Genomic DNA, 20,579 nt, shown 5'->3' with positions numbered 1-20,579 from the left:
TTGTATTGTTGGTAACGTTAACGAGGAAAATCTGCTTAAAAAAATTAAATTCACCAAGACCTGTTCAGAAATCCGGCAAATTACTACTCCTCTAACTTAATTCACAATTGTATATCCAGCCTCTAACAGTGCATTACGAATAAGTGAAATATGCTCTGCGTTACGAGTTTCCATTACAAGCCTTAGGAAACAGGCAGTCACATTACTATTATTATTATTTCGCTCATGAAGTACGGAAATAATATTTCCCCCCAAACGAGCCACAATAGTAGCCACTCCCATCAGTTCTCCAGGTTTATCATGCAAATCAAGCGTTACAGTATAAGAGCGGCCGGACATATCCAACCCACGTCCAATCACACGACTCAAGATAGTCACATCAATATTTCCTCCCGACACTACGCAGATTGTTTTCTTTCCTGTCACCGGAACCTTATTGAACATAGCAGCCGCTACCGCCACAGCCCCAGCCCCTTCAGCAATAAGTTTCTGCTGTTCCATCAATGCTAAAATAGCGGCACAGATTTCATCTTCTGTTACAGTCACAATACCATCCACATACTTACTGCACAAATCAAATGTATGCTCTCCCGGTTCCTTTACTGCAATACCATCTGCAATCGTAGACACTGAAGATAAACATTCGCGACGTTCATGTTCAATAGACCGCAACATACTCGGAGCACCCTGCGCCTGCACACCATACACCTTTACATCAGGCTTTAAAGATTTCAACGCATAAGCCACACCAGATATAAGTCCTCCTCCACCAATAGGCACTATCACGACTTCCACATCTGGAAGCTGATTTAACAATTCCAATCCAATTGTACCCTGCCCTGCAATAACGTATTCATCATCAAAAGGATGAATAAACGTATAACCTTTTTCTTCCTTTAACTGCAAGGCTTTTTGATAAGCATCATCATATACTCCCGGAACCAGACAAACATCGGCTCCATAACGCTTAGTAGCTTCCACTTTAGAAATAGGAGCACCTTCCGGAAGACAAATCAACGATTTTATACCATGTTTCGTTGCACCAAGCGCAACCCCTTGTGCATGATTCCCTGCAGAACAAGCAATTACTCCACGAGACTTTTCCTCCTCTGTCAGGCAGGAAATTTTATAACACGCACCACGCAATTTAAATGAACCTGTATACTGCAGATTTTCCGGTTTCAAATAGATCTGACTCTCATTGTTTATCTGAGGAGCATATATCAAATCCGTTCTTCTTATCACATTTTTCAAGGCAAATGACGCCCTATAAATACAATCCAACGTTAACATAAAGATAGATTCTTATTATTTTTCCGCGCAAAAGTACAAAAAAAGTCGAATTTCAAAAGAAATAAAAAAGAAAAAGGCATTCAAATGCAAACTTCATTCGAATGCCTTTTTCTAATTATTCATCGTCCTTTAAAAAAGTTATATCAATTCCTCTTTCTTTCAATAGTCTCTGAAGCTTCTCTAACAGCTTCTTGCAAAGTTTGAAACAAGTCGATTTACTGATATTCCTCTTTTCAGCCGCTTTTCTAAAACTTAAGTTATGAAAAAAAAGATCCTCTATCAACTCTCTTTCAAAAGGAGTAAACGATTGAAGTATATTCATTATTTCTATATATATACGTTCACATTTCAATAATTGCTTCTCCTTTCTATAAAAAGTCTTTTCCGACACAAACACCTGTGCTACATTATCTTCAAGAGCAACTAGTACAGGAGCATTCTTTTTTCTCCGATAGTAATCATTTACCATATTAACAGCTATCGTCATTACCCATTGAAAGAAATGCCCTTGCTCATAATATGATTTATCCAATCCCTCCAATACTTTCAACAATACTTCCTGACGTAGATTATACACATCCTCTATATTATGAACATGCATCTTAATATACTTCTCTACCATCAATGAGCATCTATGATAAAGAATATACTCTTCACTATCGGACTCCTCATTACGATAGGCGAATTTAGGCCTATCAGTCAAACGGATTTTACCCATTTTGAAATTTTTTTAAATCTTGCTTATCCCCATACATAGAGATAAGCAAGAGAGTTAATACATATTTTTATAATCTCAAAATGAAAAATTGTCACACTTTCAAAGAATTTGCAAGCTCCTTAGTCTTTAAAATTTCATTTACATAACAAAAGTATATATTTTTGTCTAATTAAACAACATTTTTACATAAAAAAATTGCCATCAATCACAATTTGAAAGATATAAAAAAGGCGTCAAAAAGAGATTTTTTGTCTTTTTGACGCCTTTTTTACTATCTTAAAAGCTTAATCAAGCTTAAGAACCGCTAAAAATGCCTTCTGAGGAACTTCTACCGTACCAATTTGCTTCATACGTTTTTTTCCTTTTTTCTGCTTTTCCAAAAGCTTACGCTTACGGCTTACGTCACCTCCATAACATTTAGCCGTCACATCCTTACGAACTGCCTTGATGGTTTCACGCGCAATGATTTTTGCACCGATAGCCGCCTGAATCGCAATCTCAAACTGCTGACGAGGTATCAATTCCTTCAGTTTTTCGCACATCCGACGTCCTAAATCATACGCATTATCAAAATGGGTCAACGTAGACAAGGCATCAACCGATTCTCCGTTCAACAGAATATCCAGCTTCACCAACTTAGAAGGGCGGAAACCTGACTGATGATAGTCAAAAGAAGCATATCCCTTGGAAATACTTTTCAACTTATCATAGAAATCTATCACAATCTCACCCAAAGGCATCTTGTAATGCAATTCCACACGATTACCAGAGATATAATCCTGTTTCACCAGTTCTCCACGCTTACCCAGACACAACGTCATAATCGGACCGATATAATCTGTTGCCGTAATAATGGAAGCATCAATATAAGGTTCTTCAATATGATCAATCAACGTTGGGTCGGGCATTCCTCCCGGGTTATGTACTTCCTGCACTCCTCCCTGCTTATCGTAAATCATATACGATACGTTAGGAACAGTGGTAATCACATTCATATCAAACTCACGGTCCAGTCGTTCCTGTACAATTTCCATGTGAAGCAGTCCCAAGAAGCCGCAGCGGAATCCAAAGCCCAGTGCTAAAGAAGATTCCGGCTGGAAGGTCAGAGAGGCATCGTTCAACTGAAGTTTCTCCAAAGAAGCACGCAGATTCTCGTAATCTTCCGCCTCAATCGGGTAAACTCCGGCAAAGACCATCGGTTTTACTTCCTCAAATCCATCAATTGCCTTATCACACGGACGACTGATATGTGTAATGGTATCTCCTACCTTCACCTCTTTAGAAGTCTTGATACCGGAAATAATGTATCCTACATCTCCCGTACGCAACTCTTTTCGAGGAACCATATCCATTTTCAATACACCAACTTCGTCGGCATCGTATTCTTTTCCTGTATTGAAGAATTTCACTTTATCGCCTGTACGAATCACTCCGTTAACAACCTTAAAATATGCAATGATACCACGGAATGAATTGAAGACAGAATCGAAAATCAAAGCCTGCAGCGGTGCATTCTCATCACCGACTGGAGCAGGGATACGTTCTACTACCGCCTGAAGAATATCCTCCACACCCATACCAGTTTTTCCCGATGCACGAATAATATCTTCACGCTTGCAACCCAACAAATCGATAATTTCATCTTCCACCTCTTCCGGCATCGCACTAGCCATGTCGCACTTGTTCATCACCGGAATAATTTCCAGATCATGTTCCAAAGCCATGTACAAGTTCGAGATAGTCTGCGCCTGCACACCTTGAGATGCGTCGACAACTAACAATGCTCCTTCACAAGCTGCAATGGAACGAGACACTTCATATGAAAAGTCCACATGTCCCGGAGTGTCTATTAAGTTCAGAATGTATTTTTCACCTTTATAAGTATACTCCATCTGAATGGCATGGCTCTTGATTGTGATTCCACGTTCACGTTCCAGGTCCATATCGTCCAACATCTGTCCCTCTGTGACCTTAATTGTCTGCGTATATTCCAGCAAGCGGTCAGCCAGTGTAGACTTACCGTGGTCAATGTGTGCAATGATGCAAAAATTTCGGATATTCTTCATATATAATATTACAACTTATCAAAATTATTGGGCAAAGATACGCAAAAAATGAGATTTTTATGTATGTTTGCCATTGAAACTAATCATAAAACATAAATAACACGTATGAAAAAAACATGGATTATTGTTATCGCAGTAGTAGCTGTTCTTGTGATTTACTGCGTCAGTTCGTATAATTCTTTAGTCACTCAAGAAGAAACCGTAGGCACTGCATGGAGCAACGTAGAAAACCAATATCAGAGACGCTCAGACCTGATTCCTAATCTGGTCAACACCGTCAAGGGATATGCTGCACACGAAAAAGAAACATTCGATGCAGTGGTATCTGCCAGAGCAAAAGCTACTCAGATGACCATCGACATCGAAGACCTGACTCCTGAAAAAATTGAAGCTTATCAGAAAGCACAAGGAGCTGTGGGCAGTGCATTGAGCCGACTGCTAGCTGTGACGGAAAACTATCCGGAACTGAAAGCCAATGAAAACTTTAAGGAACTGCAGGCACAGTTGGAAGGAACTGAGAACCGTATCAGCGTAGAACGTCGTAAATTCAACGAAACTGCACGCGAATACAATACCAACATTCGCCGTTTCCCGAAAAATATCGTCGCAAGCATGTTCGGTTTTGAAAAGCGTCCTTATTTCGAAGCTGAAGAAGGCAGTGAAAAGGCACCTGAAGTGAAGTTCTAACCCACCCTCTTCACAATGAAACGAATATCTTTATTCGGGATACTCTTTTTACTGACAACTGTCTTCAGCACTTTACGAGCTGAAGGATACAAGGTAGAAGAGATTCCCATGGTACACCTGCAAGACCGGACACGGTATGTCAGCAATCCTGACGGGATTCTTAGTGCTGCCGCTGTAACCGCAATGGATACTACCCTCTTTGCTTTGGAACAGAAAACCGGTATCCAGACCGTAGTCGTAGCCGTACGAAAGATAGAAGGCAATGACTGCTTTGACTTTGCCTACCAACTGGGAGAGAAAAACGGAGTAGGCCAAAAAGGAAAAGACAACGGACTAGTCATTCTGCTGGTCACAGAAGAAAGATGTATCCAATTTGCTACTGGGTATGGGCTGGAAGGTATTCTTCCCGATGCCATCTGCAAACGCATCCAAACCCGTTACATGAATCCTTATTTAAGTAAAGGTGACTGGGATTCCGGTATGGTAGCCGGTATTCAGGCCGTACGACAAGTACTGGATAAAAGTTCCGGGGCTCCCACTCCTCCCGAAGGTGAATCAGACGGACTGCTGATTTTCATCATCCTGGGATGCTGCTTTATCCTTGTACCTGCCTTATTATGGTATTCTGCACGCCAACGAAATAAATGTCCGAATTGCCATAAGCATACCCTGCAACAGGTTTCGGTTCGTACCATTTCACGCATAGGCAGCGTACGTACCGAAGAAATTACCTATCTGTGCAGCAACTGCGGACATGTACGTCACATTCACCGAAAAATAGATGATGACGATTTTCATCACCGGGGAGGTAACGGAGGTCCCTTCCTTGGAGGTCCGTTCTTTGGAGGTGGTTTCGGAAGAGGCGGAGGCGGCTTCAGCGGCGGCAGTTTTGGAGGAGGAAGCTTCGGAGGCGGTGGCGCCGGAAGCAGATTCTAATCACAATCAATTATACTATACAACAATGTACAATAACACTTTTGGAAATATCTTCCGTCTCACCAGTTTCGGTGAATCACACGGAAAAGCTATAGGCGGAGTTATCGACGGATTTCCGGCAGGTATCGCCATCGACATGGATTTTATTCAACAAGAACTGGACCGGCGTCGTCCCGGTCAATCGGCCATTACCACAGCACGAAAAGAAGCCGACCAGGTAGAATTTCTTTCCGGAATATATGAAGGAGTATCTACCGGATGTTCCATCGGATTTGTGGTATGGAATACCAACCAGCACTCCAACGATTATGACAACATGAAAGACGTATTCCGTCCTTCTCATGCCGACTTTACCTATACACAAAAATACGGTATACGCGACCACCGGGGAGGCGGACGTTCTTCAGCCCGTGAAACTATTGCCCGTGTAGTGGCCGGTGCCCTCGCTAAACTGGCATTGCGACAGCTCGGCGTTCGCATCACGGCTTTCACTTCGCAGGTAGGAGAATTCAAGTTAGATAAAGACTATACTGCATACGATTTGAGTACCATCGAAAACAATCCGGTACGCTGTCCGGATCAGGAACTTGCCAAGCAGATGGCTGACTACATTTACCAGACAAAAGGAGAAGGCGACACCATCGGTGGTGTTATCAGCTGTGTCATACAAGGATGCCCTATCGGATTGGGACAACCGGTTTTCGGCAAGCTTCATGCCGCCTTGGGTAATGCCATGCTGAGCATCAACGCTGTCAAAGGCTTTGAATACGGACAAGGTTTCAGTCACATGGAGATGAAAGGCAGCCAGCAAAACGATATATTCTATCGTGACGAAGACAAAATAGCCTTCCGCACCAACCGCTCGGGAGGTATTCAGGGAGGTATCAGCAACGGACAGGATATTTATTTCCGCGTAGCCTTCAAGCCGGTAGCTACGGTATTGATGGAACAGCCTACAGTCGACATCCATGGCAACGAAACCATTCTGAAAGCCCGTGGACGTCACGACCCTTGCGTATTACCCCGTGCAGTCCCCATTGTGGAAGCTATGGCAGCCATGACAATACTCGATTATTATCTGCTCAATAAAACTACGCACTTATAAATAAAACTACCATGGAAATCAAACAATACATCCAAGAAAATGAAGAACGGTTCCTGAACGAACTGTTCAGCCTTATCCGCATACCCAGCATCAGTGCGCTTCCTGCGCATAAGGATGACATGCTGGCCTGTGCGGAACGCTGGCGTCAGCTACTGCTCGAAGCAGGAGCCGATGAAGCAATGGTCATGCCCTCAGAAGGACATCCGTTAGTCTATGCCGAAAAGCGCGTCAGCCCCGACGCTCCTACCGTACTGGTCTATGCGCATTATGACGTCATGCCGGCCGAGCCGTTGGAATTATGGAAAAGCCAGCCTTTTGAACCGGAAGTTCGTGACGGTCGCATTTGGGCACGCGGTGCCGACGATGATAAAGGACAGTCCATGATTCAAGTCAAGGCATTTGAATACCTCGTACGTGAAGGACTGCTCCGTCACAATGTAAAATTCATTTTTGAAGGAGAAGAAGAAATTGGCTCACCCAGCCTGAATGCTTTCCTAAAAGCACACAAGGAACTGTTGAAAGCCGATGTGATCTTAGTGTCCGACACCAGCATGTTAGGAGCCGACCTGCCGTCTCTCACTACCGGACTAAGAGGACTGGCTTACTGGGAAGTTGAAGTAACTGGCCCGAACCGTGACCTTCATTCCGGGCATTTCGGTGGTGCAGTGGCCAACCCTATCAACGTACTTTGCGATTTACTTTCAAAAGTCATCGATGCGGACGGACGTATTACCATTCCTCATTTCTACGATGACGTAGAAGAAGTACCGGCTGCCGAGCGCGAAATGATTGCCCAGATTCCGTTCGACGAGAAAAAATACATGGAAGCCATCGGGGTGAAAGCCCTGAAAGGCGAAAAAGGCTATTCCACACTGGAGCGCAACAGTTGCCGCCCGTCATTTGATGTCTGCGGTATCTGGGGAGGATATACCGGCGAAGGTTCCAAGACTGTATTGCCTTCTAAAGCCTATGCCAAGGTTTCCAGCCGTCTGGTCCCTCACCAACAGCATGAAAAAATCTCCCAGTTGTTTGTAGACTACCTCACTCAGCAGGCACCCGACTATGTACAAGTGAAAGTCACTCCTCTGCATGGAGGTGAAGGCTATGTGTGCCCGATTGACCATCCGGCTTATCAAGCTGCAGAAAAAGGATTTGAAAAAGCCTTCGGTAAGAAACCACTGGCCGTACGTCGTGGAGGAAGTATTCCTATCATCAGCGATTTTGAACAGATTCTGGGCATCAAAACCATCCTGATGGGATTCGGACTGGAAAGTGACGCCATCCACTCCCCGAATGAGAATTTCTCACTTGATATTTTCAGAAAAGGAATAGAAGCCGTAGTGGAATTCCACCAGCAATATAAATAACACTGCACAAAGCACATTCCTAAAGGGCACTGCACAAGGAGAAACAGATACACTCACTCCTTGTACAGTGCTTTCATTCTTAATGCTTTCGATGCTTATCTCTTTTCGGTACGCAGCAAATAAAGCCACGTGTTATCTTCCCACGCACCGTCTTCCTGAATAATCTGGAAAAATAGTTCCATTTCTTCTACCTCTTCCTCCGGAAGCCCTTCTGCTCCCTTAGATCTGATATAGCGCGAGACAGCTCTTTGACGATACGGACTGGCAATATTCAGATACAATGAGCCGGAGTTATCCCCCCTTGCAAAATACATAGGCAGGAAGTCTCTTCCGTCATTAAAGAAATCGGTGAAAAAAATTGAACATGGCAGCGGCTCCCCAATCAGTTCCGTTTCCACATAACGAGACTGTTCCTGCGTAAAAATCCAATTCATACGGTTCGGTATCATACTGGAAATATCATATTGCAGCGTAGCAATCTGCACAAAGTTCTCTTCTCCCACTTCTCTCACAAACACATCCAGCGTAGCGTCCGCATGAAATATCACCCGCATCATCTCCGTACGTTGAGCCACCCTCTGCCCCATTTTGCGCAGCACATCTTTCACCAAATCCGTTTTTTCCCATACCTGTCCGTTCCATTCCACTTCTCCCGGACCACCAACGATTAACGACAGACAGTCCTCTCCAAAATGAAAATCATAAGGCGTGTCCAGTTCGATACAAGATTCGTTCATCTGATACCGGCAGGTGATGGACAATTTTTTCTCCTCTTCCTGTGGCATGAAATACCCTTCCACCTCCAGATCATAAGGCTTTCCGGAAGACTTTCCGGAAAAAACAATTTCAGACACTCCAGGAACTACATCCACCGCCAGTTTAATGTCATCCGGAAGTAAGGATGAAATCGTCAGCTGTAGTTTGGTCGTATCCGATTCTATCGCATCAAATTCCACTACGGGATATGCCCATGCATCTTTCACTCCCAATGCTTTCCCGTTCCATTGGAAATCAAAAGCCGAGCCAGAAAAACGAATCTCACACATTTCACTCTCCGGGTTCAGTAGCGGCAATGCCTCTTCATTTTTACAGGAAAAGAAAAGTAATAGTATCCCAACGGACAAACATTTCAAAACCGTTCTCATATTCTTTCAATTAAAAGTTAACAAAATCAGTTCTCAATGGGAACAAATGGATATACATTGTAATACCAGTCACCAGAATTATAATAATCCCATCGGAACCTAGGGACAAAAGTATGGCTTGACACAATCGTATTTTCCCTACCATCATTTTCCACTTTCATTTCAATAGTTACCACTAATATATAACGTAACATAAAAGTCAAATGATTGATTTCGCAATAAATATACTTTTTTTTATTCATAAAAGCAACTCTAGGGCAAGAAAACATTATTCATTTAGCCAATACTATACGGCTCTTTCATAAGCCAGTACTACCGGAGAAGTACTAATTTAGCTGAAATGAAAGAGCCATGGCCAATATATCAACTTTCAATACGTGCAAGAAACGGCTCTATTCTTCCACTATCAGTTCCAGCAGCACCGGAAGATGATCGCTATATCCTCCGTGATACCGCATTCCTTTATAGGTGCGGAAAGGCGTATCCCCTCCATACACATTATCTTCTTCCAACAAAAAAGGAAAACGCAAGATAGAAGCTTTTTCTTTTGAAGTCCTTGTACGGGCATCCGGCTGCAACAGACCACCGTTCACCACCATCTGATCCAGTACCCCCCACTCTCCTTTATAACGATAGGTCCCTCCCTGCTGGTTATCCATCAGATTATACAAGACACGTGATTCCGGCTGTCCAGCCAAGGCAGACACCCGAATCCCTTCCTGTAAGGACTTTCCATCAGGATAATCATTAAAGTCCCCCATAATAATAAGACGGGGATTCTGCCGTTCAGCCATGACCGAATCAGCAGCCTGACGGATTCTGCGGGCCACCCACAAACGATAGGGATCTGTTTTCTTTGCCTCTCCCACACGCGAGGGAAGATGACAGACAAAGACATCTAACGTATCTCCGCTTACCACACGTCCCGATACATACAGCACATCCCGCGTAGGACGCATACCCAATGAATCTGACGGAATACGAATTTTCTGTGAAGCGAGCAACCGGAACGAGACTGGCTGATACAACAGAGCCACATCGATGCCACGCTCATCGGGCGAGCTGGTCATGACATATTTATAACCCACTTCACGAAGCGGAGAATAACGGGTCAAACTTTTCAGGCAATAGTCATTTTCCACTTCACACAAGCCCACCAAATCGGGCACCTGCTCCTTTCCTGCTGCCAGTATGACCTTTCCAATCTTATTCACCTTATCCTGAAAGCGACTATACGTCCAGTTCCGTACACTCCCCGGCAAAAATTCCGTATCCTGCTTTAAGGAATCGTGACGGCAGTCAAACAAGTTTTCCACGTTGTACTCCATCACCCGGAACGCATGCTGTGCCTGAGCCGGTGCGGCACTCATGCCGCACACAGCCCATAGCAAGCTATAAATTAATTTTCTCATGAACGAGCCGGAATATTTACCAGCACATCCAGCAGATGACGCCAGAACTTGTCCACCGTAGGAATCAGCATGCGTTCATCCGGTGAGTGCACGCCACGCAGCGTCGGTCCGAAAGAAACCATATCCAATGACGGATATTTCTCCAGGAACAATCCACATTCCAGTCCGGCATGAATCGCTTTCACTTTCGGTTCCACTCCAAACAGACGTTTGTAGCTTTCTACAGCCACCTTCAGAATAGCAGACGACGGATTCGGTTTCCAGCCCGGATAACCGTCACCGGTCACACAAGTAGCTCCACCCAACTCGAATGTTGAACGTACCATCTGCGACATATCCTTACGAGAAGAAAGGATAGAACTACGCTGACTTGTCACTACCACAATCTTGCCGTCGCGCATCTTCACCGAAGCCAAGTTAGAAGAAGTCTCCACCAAACCTTCAATGTCCTGACTCATGGCATACACTCCATGATGTACGGCATACAGTGAATGCAGGAAGCGTGTCATGGCTTCTTTCTCCATCACCTCCGCACAAGGAGTTTCCGACTCCAGTTCCATGGTCAGATTCGGTTCTGTCACTGCAAATTCATTCTCTACCTCAGCCAGGAATATATTCAATGCCACCCGTACATTTTCTTTATCAGCCATCGGTACGGCACAAACGGCATGGGCTTCTCTCGGAATGGCATTGTGCAAGTTACCTCCGTCAATGTGGCTCAGACGCAAATCATACTGCTTCATCAAGATTACCAGGAAACGGTCGAGCAACTTGTTGGCATTGGCACGGTTCTTATTGATGTCGTCACCAGAATGTCCGCCGGTCAATCCTTTAACCGCCACACGGAAGAAGAAATAACCTTCGGGAGCTGCCGTCATCGGACAAGGGAATTCAGCTGTGGTACCAGCACCTCCGGCACAACCAATAAACAATTCTCCTTCATCTTCCGAATCCAGGTTTATCAGAATATCTCCGCTCATGAAACCTTCTTTCAAGGCAAATGCTCCGGTCAGTCCCGTTTCCTCATCTACGGTGAACAAACATTCCAGCGGTCCGTGCTGAATATCATCTGCAGCCAGCACAGCCAGCTCAGTCGCCATACCGATACCGTTGTCAGCACCCAGTGTGGTACCTTTCGCCTTCAGCCATTCCCCATCAATGTAAGTTTCAATCGGGTCTGTCTCAAAATTATGCACCGTCTGGTTATTTTTCTCGCATACCATGTCCATGTGCGACTGCAACACCACTTTTTTCAGATTTTCCATACCAGCGGTAGCCGGTTTGCAAATCAAGACATTTCCAGCCTCATCCACTTTATATTCCAGCGCATGGGCTTTTGCAAAGTCCACCAGATAATTTCTGATTTTTTCTTCCTTCTTGGAAGGACGCGGCACACGGCAGATTTCTTCAAAATAATGAAAAACCGATGCCGGCTTCAAATCTTTCTTTTCCATAAAAGTATTTCAATAAACGATTAAAAATTAGATGCAAACAAAAGTTAAATACAGCGTTTTTCCTCACATAAAAGGCTTTTTTAAAGACAAAACCCTGAGGAATCGTGACAAAAACTATATCTTTGCACCACAAAATTAATAGAAATGCTCAAGACTCTCCTGATAACTTTGTTAATAGTTGCTATCTGCATAGCGCTATTATCGGTGAAAATACTTTTCAAGAAGAATGGACGCTTCCCTAACACACACGTCAGCGGAAGCAAGGCCATGCGGAAAAGAGGTATCGGATGCGTGCAATCGCAGGACCGTGAAGCCCAGCGCATCAATCCTCACGCCATTCCGGAAAGGCAGTCGGCAGCAACAGAACAATGAAGCTAATAATTAACTAAAAAACGATATCAATATCATTATGAAAAAAATGAATGTTTTGAAAGGACTCCTGGCTCTTGCCGTAGTATTCCTGTTTGCACAATGCACAGACAACAAGGGAACTTCTACTGAAGCTTCTGCTCCGGCAGTAGCAGGTACAAATATGAAGATTGCCTACGTAGAAGTTGATTCGCTGCTCACTAAATATCGCTATTGGAACGACCTGAACGAACTGATGATTCAGAAGGAAGAAAACATCCGTACGACATTGAATGAAAAAGCAAAAGAACTGGACGGCGAAATGAGAGAATTCCAGCGTAAGTTGGAAAACAACGGTTTTGCCAGCCGCGAACGTGCAGAACAGGAAAACGCACGTCTGTTGCAGAAACAGCGCGACTTGCAGCAGTTGCAGGAAAAGCTTTATGCTGACCTTCAGGCTGAAAACCAGAAGAACAGCTTGCAGCTTCGCGATTCTATCAACTCATTCTTGAAAGTATACAACCAGAAAAAAGGCTACAGCCTGATCATCAGCAACACACAGTTGGACAACCTGTTGTTTGCAGACAAGTCACTGGATATCACACAGGAAATCGTTGACGGCTTGAACGCACGTTACACTCCTAGCACAAAGAAATAAATACTCATTTGATTTTATCATACTAAAAAGTCCGGCCATTGCGACCGGACTTTTTTTATTTCCTGCAGATGCATCTTTTACATCTCATTGAGCAATGCATTCATTTCACTTACCATTTTAGCAGGAGACTTCTTATTCGTCTTTATCCAACCTTCCGGTGTAAATTCCGACAGTTTGGCATTCAGCTTCTTCAACTTTCCGTTTGCTCCCTTGGCTGCCAGTTCTTCCCGAAGGATATGGATTTTCTCACAATCCTGCAAACCTTCCACCAAACGTTCGAAACGGATACTGCTACGCGGACCAGGATAGATACTATACGTATCACCGGCTGCCCACGTACGGAAACGTGAATCACGCAGCGGATCCATCGGCCAGCTGTTTACTGCCCAGCGAAGGTAACCGTCATATCCTCCAGCCACCGCATGAAGTACCGTCCAGGCCGCTTCGGCAGGTTCAGAGAAAGTAAATGTATTGGGGAAAGCTTCCGTACAGCAAGTATACACCGTACTGATTTGTCCTTTCCGTTCACGTTCTGCCTTTACCTCTTCCGGGAACTGATTGCCATAAGGGATACTCAGATAATACAAATCTCCCTGAATCTCCTCATGATAATTGCCGGCCAGCGTAATCTTGAATTCCGGATCGGCCGCCTTAATCACCTTAATAGCTTCACGCATGGCCTCCATCGGGCGTTCGTCCATAGAAATGGCCGTTTTTTCGAACCACCCCTTCTCACGTAAGTGACGGGAAAAATCTTTCAAGAACGTACCCCAGTATTCAGCGTAGGCCTCCTCGCCCGGAGCAGCCTTGATAAACTGCACGCGGTTAGTAGCCTGATCAAAATAATCAAAGCTCAACGCCCATGGAATCATCGTATAGCAGCTAATCAAATCCTTGATACCCACTTCGTTCATCATGAATTCCACCCACTTGTCGAACACCGTATAATCGTACACCCACGTACCATCCAGCTTCTTCATCCGGAAAATCATACTGTCGTAATGGTCCTCCGTCTGTCCGGCCCAAGGCTTGTGCATAATGCTGGCGGTAATGGCCCGCTGCCCCGCATTGGCCAGCATTTTCATGATAGGACGCATGGCGTCAAAGTGCTCCTTGCTCCACAACGGCACCTGATAGTAACGCGCCACGGCATACGGATTCTGCCACAAGTCCAGGTGAAACGCCCATTTCTGCGGCTCCGGCAACGTACGGTTCACCACTTCGATTTCAAACGGCAATTTCATGGCTTCAAAATTCTTTCCAGACACCGTCAGCGTACCTTTATACTTTCCGGGGCGTGCATCAGCAGGCACCCATACATTCAGCCACACGGGCTGCGTACTGCGCGCCTGAACTTCACGTACCCGCACAATATCGAGCACATCGGCCACCATGGAAGAATCCCATTCCGCCTTGTTCTCACGAGGACCACAACCTCCGCTTCCATCCTTATTCAATTCATCCGTCATTACATAACGTACAAAATACGTATTCACGGCCGAGGCGGGAATTACCGAAGAACCGTTCTTCAATTCACTGACAGCAATTTCCGCTCCTTCCAGTTCTTTCTGCGTCCAAAGCACTGCCTGTGCATTCACACGCTCTCCCTTCCAGGCCTTCAACCGGAGCGTACCGGTAGCTTTCACGTCGGGCACATTCAGTTTCTTGTAACGCACATCCGTCGTTCCCCAACAAAACCGAACCGGAGCAGTCATCTTACTCCACACCTCTTCCCCGTCGTGCGGCTTCGTATCGGTCAGTTCTACATAATCTCCCAGTGGAAACTTTTCTGCCTGCTGAGAAAAACAGGCCGGCCCGCATGCAAGCAGCGCCGATAAAAACAACATTTTTTTCATGGTTTATTATTTAGGTTTAGTGCTAACTTGAAAATCTTTCTGCAAATTTCTGATAATTCAAATCTACAAAATTACTCCATTTTTTATATCATCCAATCATACATTCTTGTTACTTCTTCCTTTCATCTATACAATGTAGCTTTGCTAAAGAATAATTTGTACTTCTACCTCCCTCATTATTCTTCACCAACACACCTTTGGCAATCAAATCGTTTATATCATTCAAAGCCGTATCCGACGAACATTTAGCAATTTTAGCCCATTTACCAGAAGTAAGTTTACCCAAGAAACCATCAAACAGCATATTAATCAGTTTACGTTGCCGCACATTAAACTCTATATCCCTAAAATACTCCCAAAACTTGGCTTTTTCCAGCACAGTAGCCAATGTATCTCGTGTTGAATCCAATGCTTTTTCAAGACACTTCAGGAACCAGAGAAGCCATTCCGTAATGTCTCCATCGCCTTTCTGAGTTCTTTCCAATATCTCATAATACTCTTTTTGCATTAACTTGATTTCAGCGGACATGCTATAAAACCTTTTACCAGTATTCTCTGAACGTGCCAGCATCATATCAGTCAAGGCCCTGGTAATTCGTCCATTACCATCATCAAAAGGATGTATAGACACAAACCATAAATGAACAATTGCTGCCTTAATTACTTCGTCTATATCTTCTTCAGTATTAACCCACTGAATAAAACGCTTCATCTCTTCGGGTACTTTTTCTGGCGAGGGAGCCTGATAATGAACCTTTTCACGCCCCATTGCTCCCGAAACGACCTGCATTTCACCTGTGCGATACTTCCCAACTTCAATTCTGTACAATCCACTTATTCCAGACGGAAACAATACATTATGCCATCCGAAAAGACGGTCGTCAGATAAAGGCTTTTTATAATTTTGCGTAGCATCCAATAGCATCTCCACTATTCCTTCCACATATCGGGAAGCTGGAACAATACCAGCCGTTTCAATACCTAAACGACGAGCAATAGAAGAACGCACTTCCTGCAAATTCAACATTTCACCCTCAATTTCCGAAGAACGAACCAGTTCGACAGACATGGTAGAAAGCATAGCCTCATCCTGAAATTCAAATCCAAGAGTAGAAAGACTACCTAACACCATTCCTTGTTTCACCCTGATTCGCCCTAAAAGCTTAAGTACTTTACTACTATCGTAGGTAAACTGCCACCAGTTTTCTCTTTCATGTAAATACATATAGTAACTTTTAGCAATAAAGATAATGATTTTTCGGTGAATAAAACATCTATTCACCGAAAAAAATCGGAGAATAAAACATCTATTCACCGAAAAACAGTACATTTCCTGATAAAAATCACAAACACATTACAAAATCCCCAACTCCTTTGCAACCCTACATGCTTCAATGGAGCTTTTCACCTGAAGCTTACCCAAAATCTCCTGACGGTGCCGACTGACCGTATGCACACTGATAGAAAGCTGACTGGCAATCTCCTTGCTCATCAGCCCCTTATCTATCAACCGGAGAATTTGTTTCTCTCTGTCCGACAAGATTTGTGCATCCTCCTGACCACCTAATTCCATCATTTCTCCGGTAACCGAATGAATCACCCTGCTCTTGCCGGAAAAGCCGAATAACCATGGAGTATACACGCATAATGCCAGCCACAAACTATTCCCTATAGGAGAAGGAACATAAAACAACCGGTGCAGCACAAACTGATAGTTTCCCTGCGCATCCTTTATACGCAACTTATTGGCCAGATAAAAATCAGTCCGCTTTGTCTTGGGCTGACGTCGCACAAAGTGAAAGAAACGAAGCTCCTGCAAATACTTGTCATGCAAATCATCGGGATGAATCTGCTTCAAAATCTTTTCCTCCCAAATAGAATCTATTTTCTCTTCCGTGCCATTCTCACAATTCCAGCCAAACACCTGGGAAAAGCGCCCATAGTACACGTAACTCACATTCGTATGCATATCACTCAGCACAGATACCGCATTTTCCATTTCCGCATACCCCATGGCAATTTGCTTGTATTTTTCCAGTTCTGCCACAGGCTGTTGCCCTACCTTGTAAAGCGATTTCTGTTTCGAAAACTCATTGTTCAGTTCATCGACTATATTCATACGAAAATGGTTATTAATAATCATTGCAGATTCTTTTCCGGCATCTTACATTTGCAAAGATAATTTCCCTACGGATTTTATCAACAAATAAATCAAAGAATCGTAACCAAATTATCAGATATGAAAAAACAACTTATATTAGGAATGGCTCTTGGAGCATCCCTGCAATGCGGAATGGCCCAGTCACTGGAAAAAATGCAATGGTTCAACGAACCCGAACAATGGAAAATAGAAAACCAGACACTGACCATGTACGTCACCCCGCAGAGTGACTACTGGCGTATTTCACACTATGGTTTTACCGTAGATGACGCCCCGTTTTATTACGCAACTTACGGAGGCGAATTTGAGGTCAAAGTAAAAGTGACCGGAGACTATAAAACCCGTTTCGACCAAGCCGGCCTGATGCTGCGCATTGACCACGAGAACTACATCAAGACAGGCATTGAGTTTGTAGACGGGAAATTCAACCTGAGCACCGTAGTCACCCACAAAACCTCAGACTGGAGCGTCATCACACTGGACAAGCCGGTTCCTTACGTATGGATTAAAGCGGTAAGACGACTGGATGCCGTGGAAATATTCTATTCGTTCGATGACAAGGAATACGTCATGATGCGAAATGCCTGGCTTCAGGACAACACTCCCGTACACGTAGGACTCATGGCAGCCAGCCCTGACGGAAACGGCTTCAATGCTACTTTTGAGCATTTCAAAGTGAAACACCTTCCTGACCTTCGCCGACAGGAATGGTTGAAAAAGAATGCGGAATAAGAAACGAACAAGAGGTCGTCTTCCCAGTTCTTCTTACAGTGGAAGGCAACCTTTTCCTTTTTAAAAATTGATTTTTTGTGCCCATAAATAAAAAAGGACTACCATATAGGTAGTCCCTCATCAGCTTCTTTTATTGTGCAATATAAAAGCCTATAGCTTACAAGTACACTTTATGCCATCAACGAAATATTTATCATTCCGGCATAAAGAAAATCAAGGCTTCTTGACCTGTTTTGTTTACATATCCCATTTTTTCAGGAGTAGAAATCAGAATACGTTTACTATCGATACCAAATTCTTCTGTAAGTATTTTGCGAATGGCATCGGTACGTGCGATTTTAACACGTTGTGCAGCATCATCCTTAGCTTGAGAATCAGCAAAGGCTACAATGGTGATACTATTGGAATGATCCTGCATCCAGATTCCAATGTCTTCCAGTTTCTCCAGTTCAGATGCATTTAGAAAACTACCCATAGTGTCAAACAGAATCGTTACAGACGGAGATTGCCGTATGGGTTCAAGTATAACTTCGCGATTAGTCTTTATTATTTGGGCATTATTCAGTTCTTCCTGCAAGTTACAGATTTGCTTTCTCATAAGATTTATCTGGTCGTTCATACGATTGAGTTCACTAACCGAAATCTTCTGAGTATTAGATTTGACTTTCTTACTCCACCTACTGAACATATTTTTGAATGTATAGCTCACCCCTGCACTCAAATAAAATGAAGGTAAAACCTTACTTTTATCATTTACATCATAATACTTAGGCTGTATTAGCAAGCCCGGTTCCAGATAGATATTCCATTTGGGAGTAAGGTTATAAGCAGCCTGTATACCCAGATTACCGGTCAATACATTCATATATGAATAATATTTCAAAGCATCACCAAACCTGTGATGATAAAAACCGATTCCCAGCGTACCATTCAAATTGAAAGCACGATAGTGATTTCCACCATACAAATGAGCCATATAAGTCAGCTGACCTCCAAAAATCTGGCCGCGACTGTCTTTCAGCAAGCGAGTATTCCCGAATGCACCCTCCAGTTTTATTCCGGCCCATTGGTTCATCCAAATTCCTCCTCCAACTTTTCCCGTTGCCTCCACGTAACCATTAGTGTTCATCAGCGCTTCAGTATATACACTTCCTGTAACAAACCAGTTATATTTTTGGAATTCATCCTTTAACTGTGCCGTCACATTTGTTGACAGCATAATTGCCCCGGCTGCTAGTACTAAGTTTAATATTCTCATATTGGTCAATAGAATTATGCGTTAAGTTTACATCGGAATCACATTCACAGAGACGGTTTGTCTCACTGGAGTATGCTTACCTTTCACAGAAATATTGGTAAAAATTAATTTATCACCTTTCATCGTTTTGGTTAGAATCTGCTTCATTTCCGGAGTCAGTTCCGCGCCGTTGGAATGCGCCATTCTCACCGTCTGATTCTGTCCCTTAATAAGCATCAGGTCGAACCCAGTCACTGTTTCCTGCGTATTTACACCACCCTCCATATTCAGTTTAATCCGACTGATAGACTGAATCTCTTTTTGACTTAATGGCACATTACTTCTGTACTCCCGTTGTCTGCCGCTAGACGCTATATACATAAGTGAAGGAACAGGAGTAGGCAGCGGCATGACTTTATATTCGTATCGAGCCAGCACTTTCCCCCCGCTTTTTACAGTCAGCACAGCAGTCTGCTCTTTCCCGTCTGGAACAGCTATGTAATTACTTCCTTCTTTCCGGATACTTCCATTACTAAGGCTTACCTCCAGGTTAGTCGGGCTTTCCGATAAAGCAGTTACACTGATAAGATTCTCATAATTCGCAAAAAGAGGAGCTTGATTCTCAGTCATCACCAGCATTTTCATGTGCCCATCTTTGTTCTTCACAGTCTGTCCGTGCATATTCCGGTTTTCCAGATGAGCCACAAGCGCTTCCAGCAAATTATTATCAAGTACCGGCCTCACTTCCTGCCGTGGCATAAGCGAATCATTACCTTTTACCCGTTCGTTTACACAACGCAGAGTCTCGTTGAAAGCAAGCCACAGATCCTTTTGAATTTTACTCATCATCATTTTGCATCCAATGACCGGCAGATTGGCAAAATGCCTTTCTTCCCAGCTTTTCCCTTTTTCATCAGCATCGGTATTCAGCAGGCTCCCAATCATTTTTCTACTAGTCTCATCAAAAGTAAGTTGCAGACATTTCTTTCGGAATGCCTCGACAGCCACTTTCAGTTCCGATGCATTCTGCTGATGCAGCATGATTGCCTCCACGGCATTTAAGTCATCGTCCACGTTCATACCTTTGGTAAAACTCCCTTCCTGTGCAACAACCTGTATGGTATCCTCCAGATGCATAATATTTTCATCGATAACCAGCAACTCTTTTTTCAGCTGAGCAGCCTTCTGCACTGCATCCATATTCCCACATGCCGCAAGTTGTTTTTCCAGCCCCCCGTTGTAAACCTTCAGTGTCTCTACATTTTTCTTCATGTCCTGGTTAGCAGTGGCAAATCCATCCAAAACCTCCCCAGAAATATTAATGGCCAACATGGCAATCAGAATAACATACAATAGATTAATCATTTTTTGCCGTGGCGGCAATTTATAATTACTCATATCTTG

General features: G+C 43.8%; 18 protein-coding genes. 7 read left to right on the top strand and 11 right to left on the bottom strand.

Annotation, left to right across the window (positions count from 1 at the left end):
- Window positions 1-96 precede the first annotated feature (96 nt).
- The 3 genes from ilvA to lepA all read right to left on the bottom strand — a co-directional run bounded on the left by ilvA (window position 97) and on the right by lepA (window position 4,077).
- A complete protein-coding gene (gene ilvA, locus BACPLE_RS09865) occupies window positions 97-1,293 on the bottom strand; it encodes a threonine ammonia-lyase (RefSeq protein ID WP_007561408.1) in 1,197 nt (398 codons plus the stop codon).
- A 115-nt stretch (window positions 1,294-1,408) separates the two neighbouring features.
- Entirely contained in the window at window positions 1,409-2,011 is a 603-nt protein-coding gene (locus BACPLE_RS09860; protein ID WP_007561406.1) for a sigma-70 family RNA polymerase sigma factor, read from the bottom strand.
- 284 nt (window positions 2,012-2,295) lie between these two features.
- Window positions 2,296-4,077, bottom strand: a complete 1,782-nt coding sequence (gene lepA, locus BACPLE_RS09855; RefSeq protein ID WP_007561405.1) for a translation elongation factor 4 — start codon at window positions 4,075-4,077, stop codon at window positions 2,296-2,298.
- A 105-nt stretch (window positions 4,078-4,182) separates the two neighbouring features.
- On the opposite strand from lepA, the gene BACPLE_RS09850 reads away from it, so the two are divergent.
- From BACPLE_RS09850 to BACPLE_RS09835, 4 genes are read left to right on the top strand one after another with little or no spacing between them, the layout of a single operon-like run.
- Window positions 4,183-4,764, top strand: a complete 582-nt coding sequence (locus BACPLE_RS09850; RefSeq protein ID WP_007561404.1) for a LemA family protein — start codon at window positions 4,183-4,185, stop codon at window positions 4,762-4,764.
- Window positions 4,765-4,779: 15 nt separating this feature from the next.
- Window positions 4,780-5,700 (top strand): TPM domain-containing protein, encoded by a 921-nt coding sequence (locus tag BACPLE_RS09845; protein ID WP_007561403.1) that lies wholly within the window; start codon window positions 4,780-4,782, stop codon window positions 5,698-5,700.
- Window positions 5,701-5,725: 25 nt separating this feature from the next.
- Window positions 5,726-6,805 carry a chorismate synthase gene (gene aroC, locus BACPLE_RS09840; protein WP_007561401.1) on the top strand — a complete coding sequence of 360 codons (1,080 nt, stop codon included), beginning with the start codon at window positions 5,726-5,728 and terminating at the stop codon, window positions 6,803-6,805.
- An 11-nt stretch (window positions 6,806-6,816) separates the two neighbouring features.
- The gene (locus BACPLE_RS09835; protein ID WP_007561399.1) at window positions 6,817-8,172 is read left to right on the top strand and encodes a dipeptidase; all 1,356 of its coding nucleotides are present in this window, start codon (window positions 6,817-6,819) and stop codon (window positions 8,170-8,172) included.
- Window positions 8,173-8,267: 95 nt separating this feature from the next.
- Here BACPLE_RS09835 and BACPLE_RS09830 read toward each other — a convergent pair whose 3' ends face one another.
- The 3 genes from BACPLE_RS09830 to BACPLE_RS09815 form a co-directional block, all read right to left on the bottom strand.
- Window positions 8,268-9,245, bottom strand: a complete 978-nt coding sequence (locus BACPLE_RS09830; protein ID WP_148374583.1) for a hypothetical protein — start codon at window positions 9,243-9,245, stop codon at window positions 8,268-8,270.
- Between the two features lie 464 nt (window positions 9,246-9,709).
- Window positions 9,710-10,729, bottom strand: coding sequence for an endonuclease/exonuclease/phosphatase family protein (locus BACPLE_RS09820; RefSeq protein ID WP_007561392.1), 1,020 nt, complete (start codon window positions 10,727-10,729; stop codon window positions 9,710-9,712).
- Window positions 10,726-12,183 (bottom strand): aminoacyl-histidine dipeptidase, encoded by a 1,458-nt coding sequence (locus tag BACPLE_RS09815; protein ID WP_007561390.1) that lies wholly within the window; start codon window positions 12,181-12,183, stop codon window positions 10,726-10,728. Before BACPLE_RS09815 ends, BACPLE_RS09820 begins: the two co-directional genes overlap by 4 nt.
- Window positions 12,184-12,327: 144 nt before the next feature.
- Between BACPLE_RS09815 and BACPLE_RS09810 the strand changes: the two genes are divergently transcribed.
- Window positions 12,328-12,555, top strand: coding sequence for a hypothetical protein (locus tag BACPLE_RS09810; RefSeq protein ID WP_007561388.1), 228 nt, complete (start codon window positions 12,328-12,330; stop codon window positions 12,553-12,555).
- A 37-nt stretch (window positions 12,556-12,592) separates the two neighbouring features.
- Window positions 12,593-13,189: an OmpH/Skp family outer membrane protein gene (locus BACPLE_RS09805; protein WP_007561387.1), complete on the top strand. Its 597-nt coding sequence runs from the start codon at window positions 12,593-12,595 to the stop codon at window positions 13,187-13,189.
- A 77-nt stretch (window positions 13,190-13,266) separates the two neighbouring features.
- On the opposite strand, the gene BACPLE_RS09800 is transcribed toward BACPLE_RS09805, so the two are convergent.
- From BACPLE_RS09800 to BACPLE_RS09790, 3 genes are all read right to left on the bottom strand, one after another.
- On the bottom strand, window positions 13,267-15,045 hold the full coding sequence (locus BACPLE_RS09800) for a DUF4091 domain-containing protein (RefSeq protein WP_007561385.1): 1,779 nt from the start codon (window positions 15,043-15,045) through the stop codon (window positions 13,267-13,269).
- 109 nt (window positions 15,046-15,154) lie between these two features.
- Entirely contained in the window at window positions 15,155-16,270 is a 1,116-nt protein-coding gene (locus tag BACPLE_RS09795; protein WP_007561383.1) for a Fic family protein, read from the bottom strand.
- Between the two features lie 129 nt (window positions 16,271-16,399).
- Entirely contained in the window at window positions 16,400-17,164 is a 765-nt protein-coding gene (locus BACPLE_RS09790) for a response regulator transcription factor (RefSeq protein WP_040312956.1), read from the bottom strand.
- A 120-nt stretch (window positions 17,165-17,284) separates the two neighbouring features.
- Between BACPLE_RS09790 and BACPLE_RS09785 the strand changes: the two genes are divergently transcribed.
- Entirely contained in the window at window positions 17,285-17,938 is a 654-nt protein-coding gene (locus BACPLE_RS09785) for a DUF1349 domain-containing protein (protein ID WP_007561379.1), read from the top strand.
- Window positions 17,939-18,131: 193 nt separating this feature from the next.
- Here BACPLE_RS09785 and BACPLE_RS09780 read toward each other — a convergent pair whose 3' ends face one another.
- Together BACPLE_RS09780 and BACPLE_RS09775 are read right to left on the bottom strand one after the other, a co-directional pair.
- Window positions 18,132-19,196, bottom strand: coding sequence for an OmpA family protein (locus BACPLE_RS09780; protein ID WP_007561377.1), 1,065 nt, complete (start codon window positions 19,194-19,196; stop codon window positions 18,132-18,134).
- 27 nt (window positions 19,197-19,223) lie between these two features.
- Window positions 19,224-20,573: a GldM family protein gene (locus tag BACPLE_RS09775; protein ID WP_007561375.1), complete on the bottom strand. Its 1,350-nt coding sequence runs from the start codon at window positions 20,571-20,573 to the stop codon at window positions 19,224-19,226.
- Window positions 20,574-20,579 lie beyond the last annotated feature (6 nt).

The sequence above is a fragment of the Phocaeicola plebeius DSM 17135 genome (genome assembly GCF_000187895.1).
In the GTDB taxonomy this organism is placed as follows: Bacteria; Bacteroidota; Bacteroidia; order Bacteroidales; family Bacteroidaceae; genus Phocaeicola; species Phocaeicola plebeius.
This window is presented reverse-complemented; position numbering and strand designations above follow the sequence as displayed.

Coding starts and splice junctions, on each gene's coding strand:
- ilvA (WP_007561408.1), bottom strand. CDS start 1,293: ATGTTAACGTTGGATTGTATTTATAGGGCGTCATTTGCCTTGAAAAAT.
- BACPLE_RS09860 (WP_007561406.1), bottom strand. CDS start 2,011: ATGGGTAAAATCCGTTTGACTGATAGGCCTAAATTCGCCTATCGTAAT.
- lepA (WP_007561405.1), bottom strand. CDS start 4,077: ATGAAGAATATCCGAAATTTTTGCATCATTGCACACATTGACCACGGT.
- BACPLE_RS09850 (WP_007561404.1), top strand. CDS start 4,183: ATGAAAAAAACATGGATTATTGTTATCGCAGTAGTAGCTGTTCTTGTG.
- BACPLE_RS09845 (WP_007561403.1), top strand. CDS start 4,780: ATGAAACGAATATCTTTATTCGGGATACTCTTTTTACTGACAACTGTC.
- aroC (WP_007561401.1), top strand. CDS start 5,726: ATGTACAATAACACTTTTGGAAATATCTTCCGTCTCACCAGTTTCGGT.
- BACPLE_RS09835 (WP_007561399.1), top strand. CDS start 6,817: ATGGAAATCAAACAATACATCCAAGAAAATGAAGAACGGTTCCTGAAC.
- BACPLE_RS09820 (WP_007561392.1), bottom strand. CDS start 10,729: ATGAGAAAATTAATTTATAGCTTGCTATGGGCTGTGTGCGGCATGAGT.
- BACPLE_RS09815 (WP_007561390.1), bottom strand. CDS start 12,183: ATGGAAAAGAAAGATTTGAAGCCGGCATCGGTTTTTCATTATTTTGAA.
- BACPLE_RS09810 (WP_007561388.1), top strand. CDS start 12,328: ATGCTCAAGACTCTCCTGATAACTTTGTTAATAGTTGCTATCTGCATA.
- BACPLE_RS09805 (WP_007561387.1), top strand. CDS start 12,593: ATGAAAAAAATGAATGTTTTGAAAGGACTCCTGGCTCTTGCCGTAGTA.
- BACPLE_RS09800 (WP_007561385.1), bottom strand. CDS start 15,045: ATGAAAAAAATGTTGTTTTTATCGGCGCTGCTTGCATGCGGGCCGGCC.
- BACPLE_RS09795 (WP_007561383.1), bottom strand. CDS start 16,270: ATGTATTTACATGAAAGAGAAAACTGGTGGCAGTTTACCTACGATAGT.
- BACPLE_RS09790 (WP_040312956.1), bottom strand. CDS start 17,164: ATGAATATAGTCGATGAACTGAACAATGAGTTTTCGAAACAGAAATCG.
- BACPLE_RS09785 (WP_007561379.1), top strand. CDS start 17,285: ATGAAAAAACAACTTATATTAGGAATGGCTCTTGGAGCATCCCTGCAA.
- BACPLE_RS09780 (WP_007561377.1), bottom strand. CDS start 19,196: ATGAGAATATTAAACTTAGTACTAGCAGCCGGGGCAATTATGCTGTCA.
- BACPLE_RS09775 (WP_007561375.1), bottom strand. CDS start 20,573: ATGAGTAATTATAAATTGCCGCCACGGCAAAAAATGATTAATCTATTG.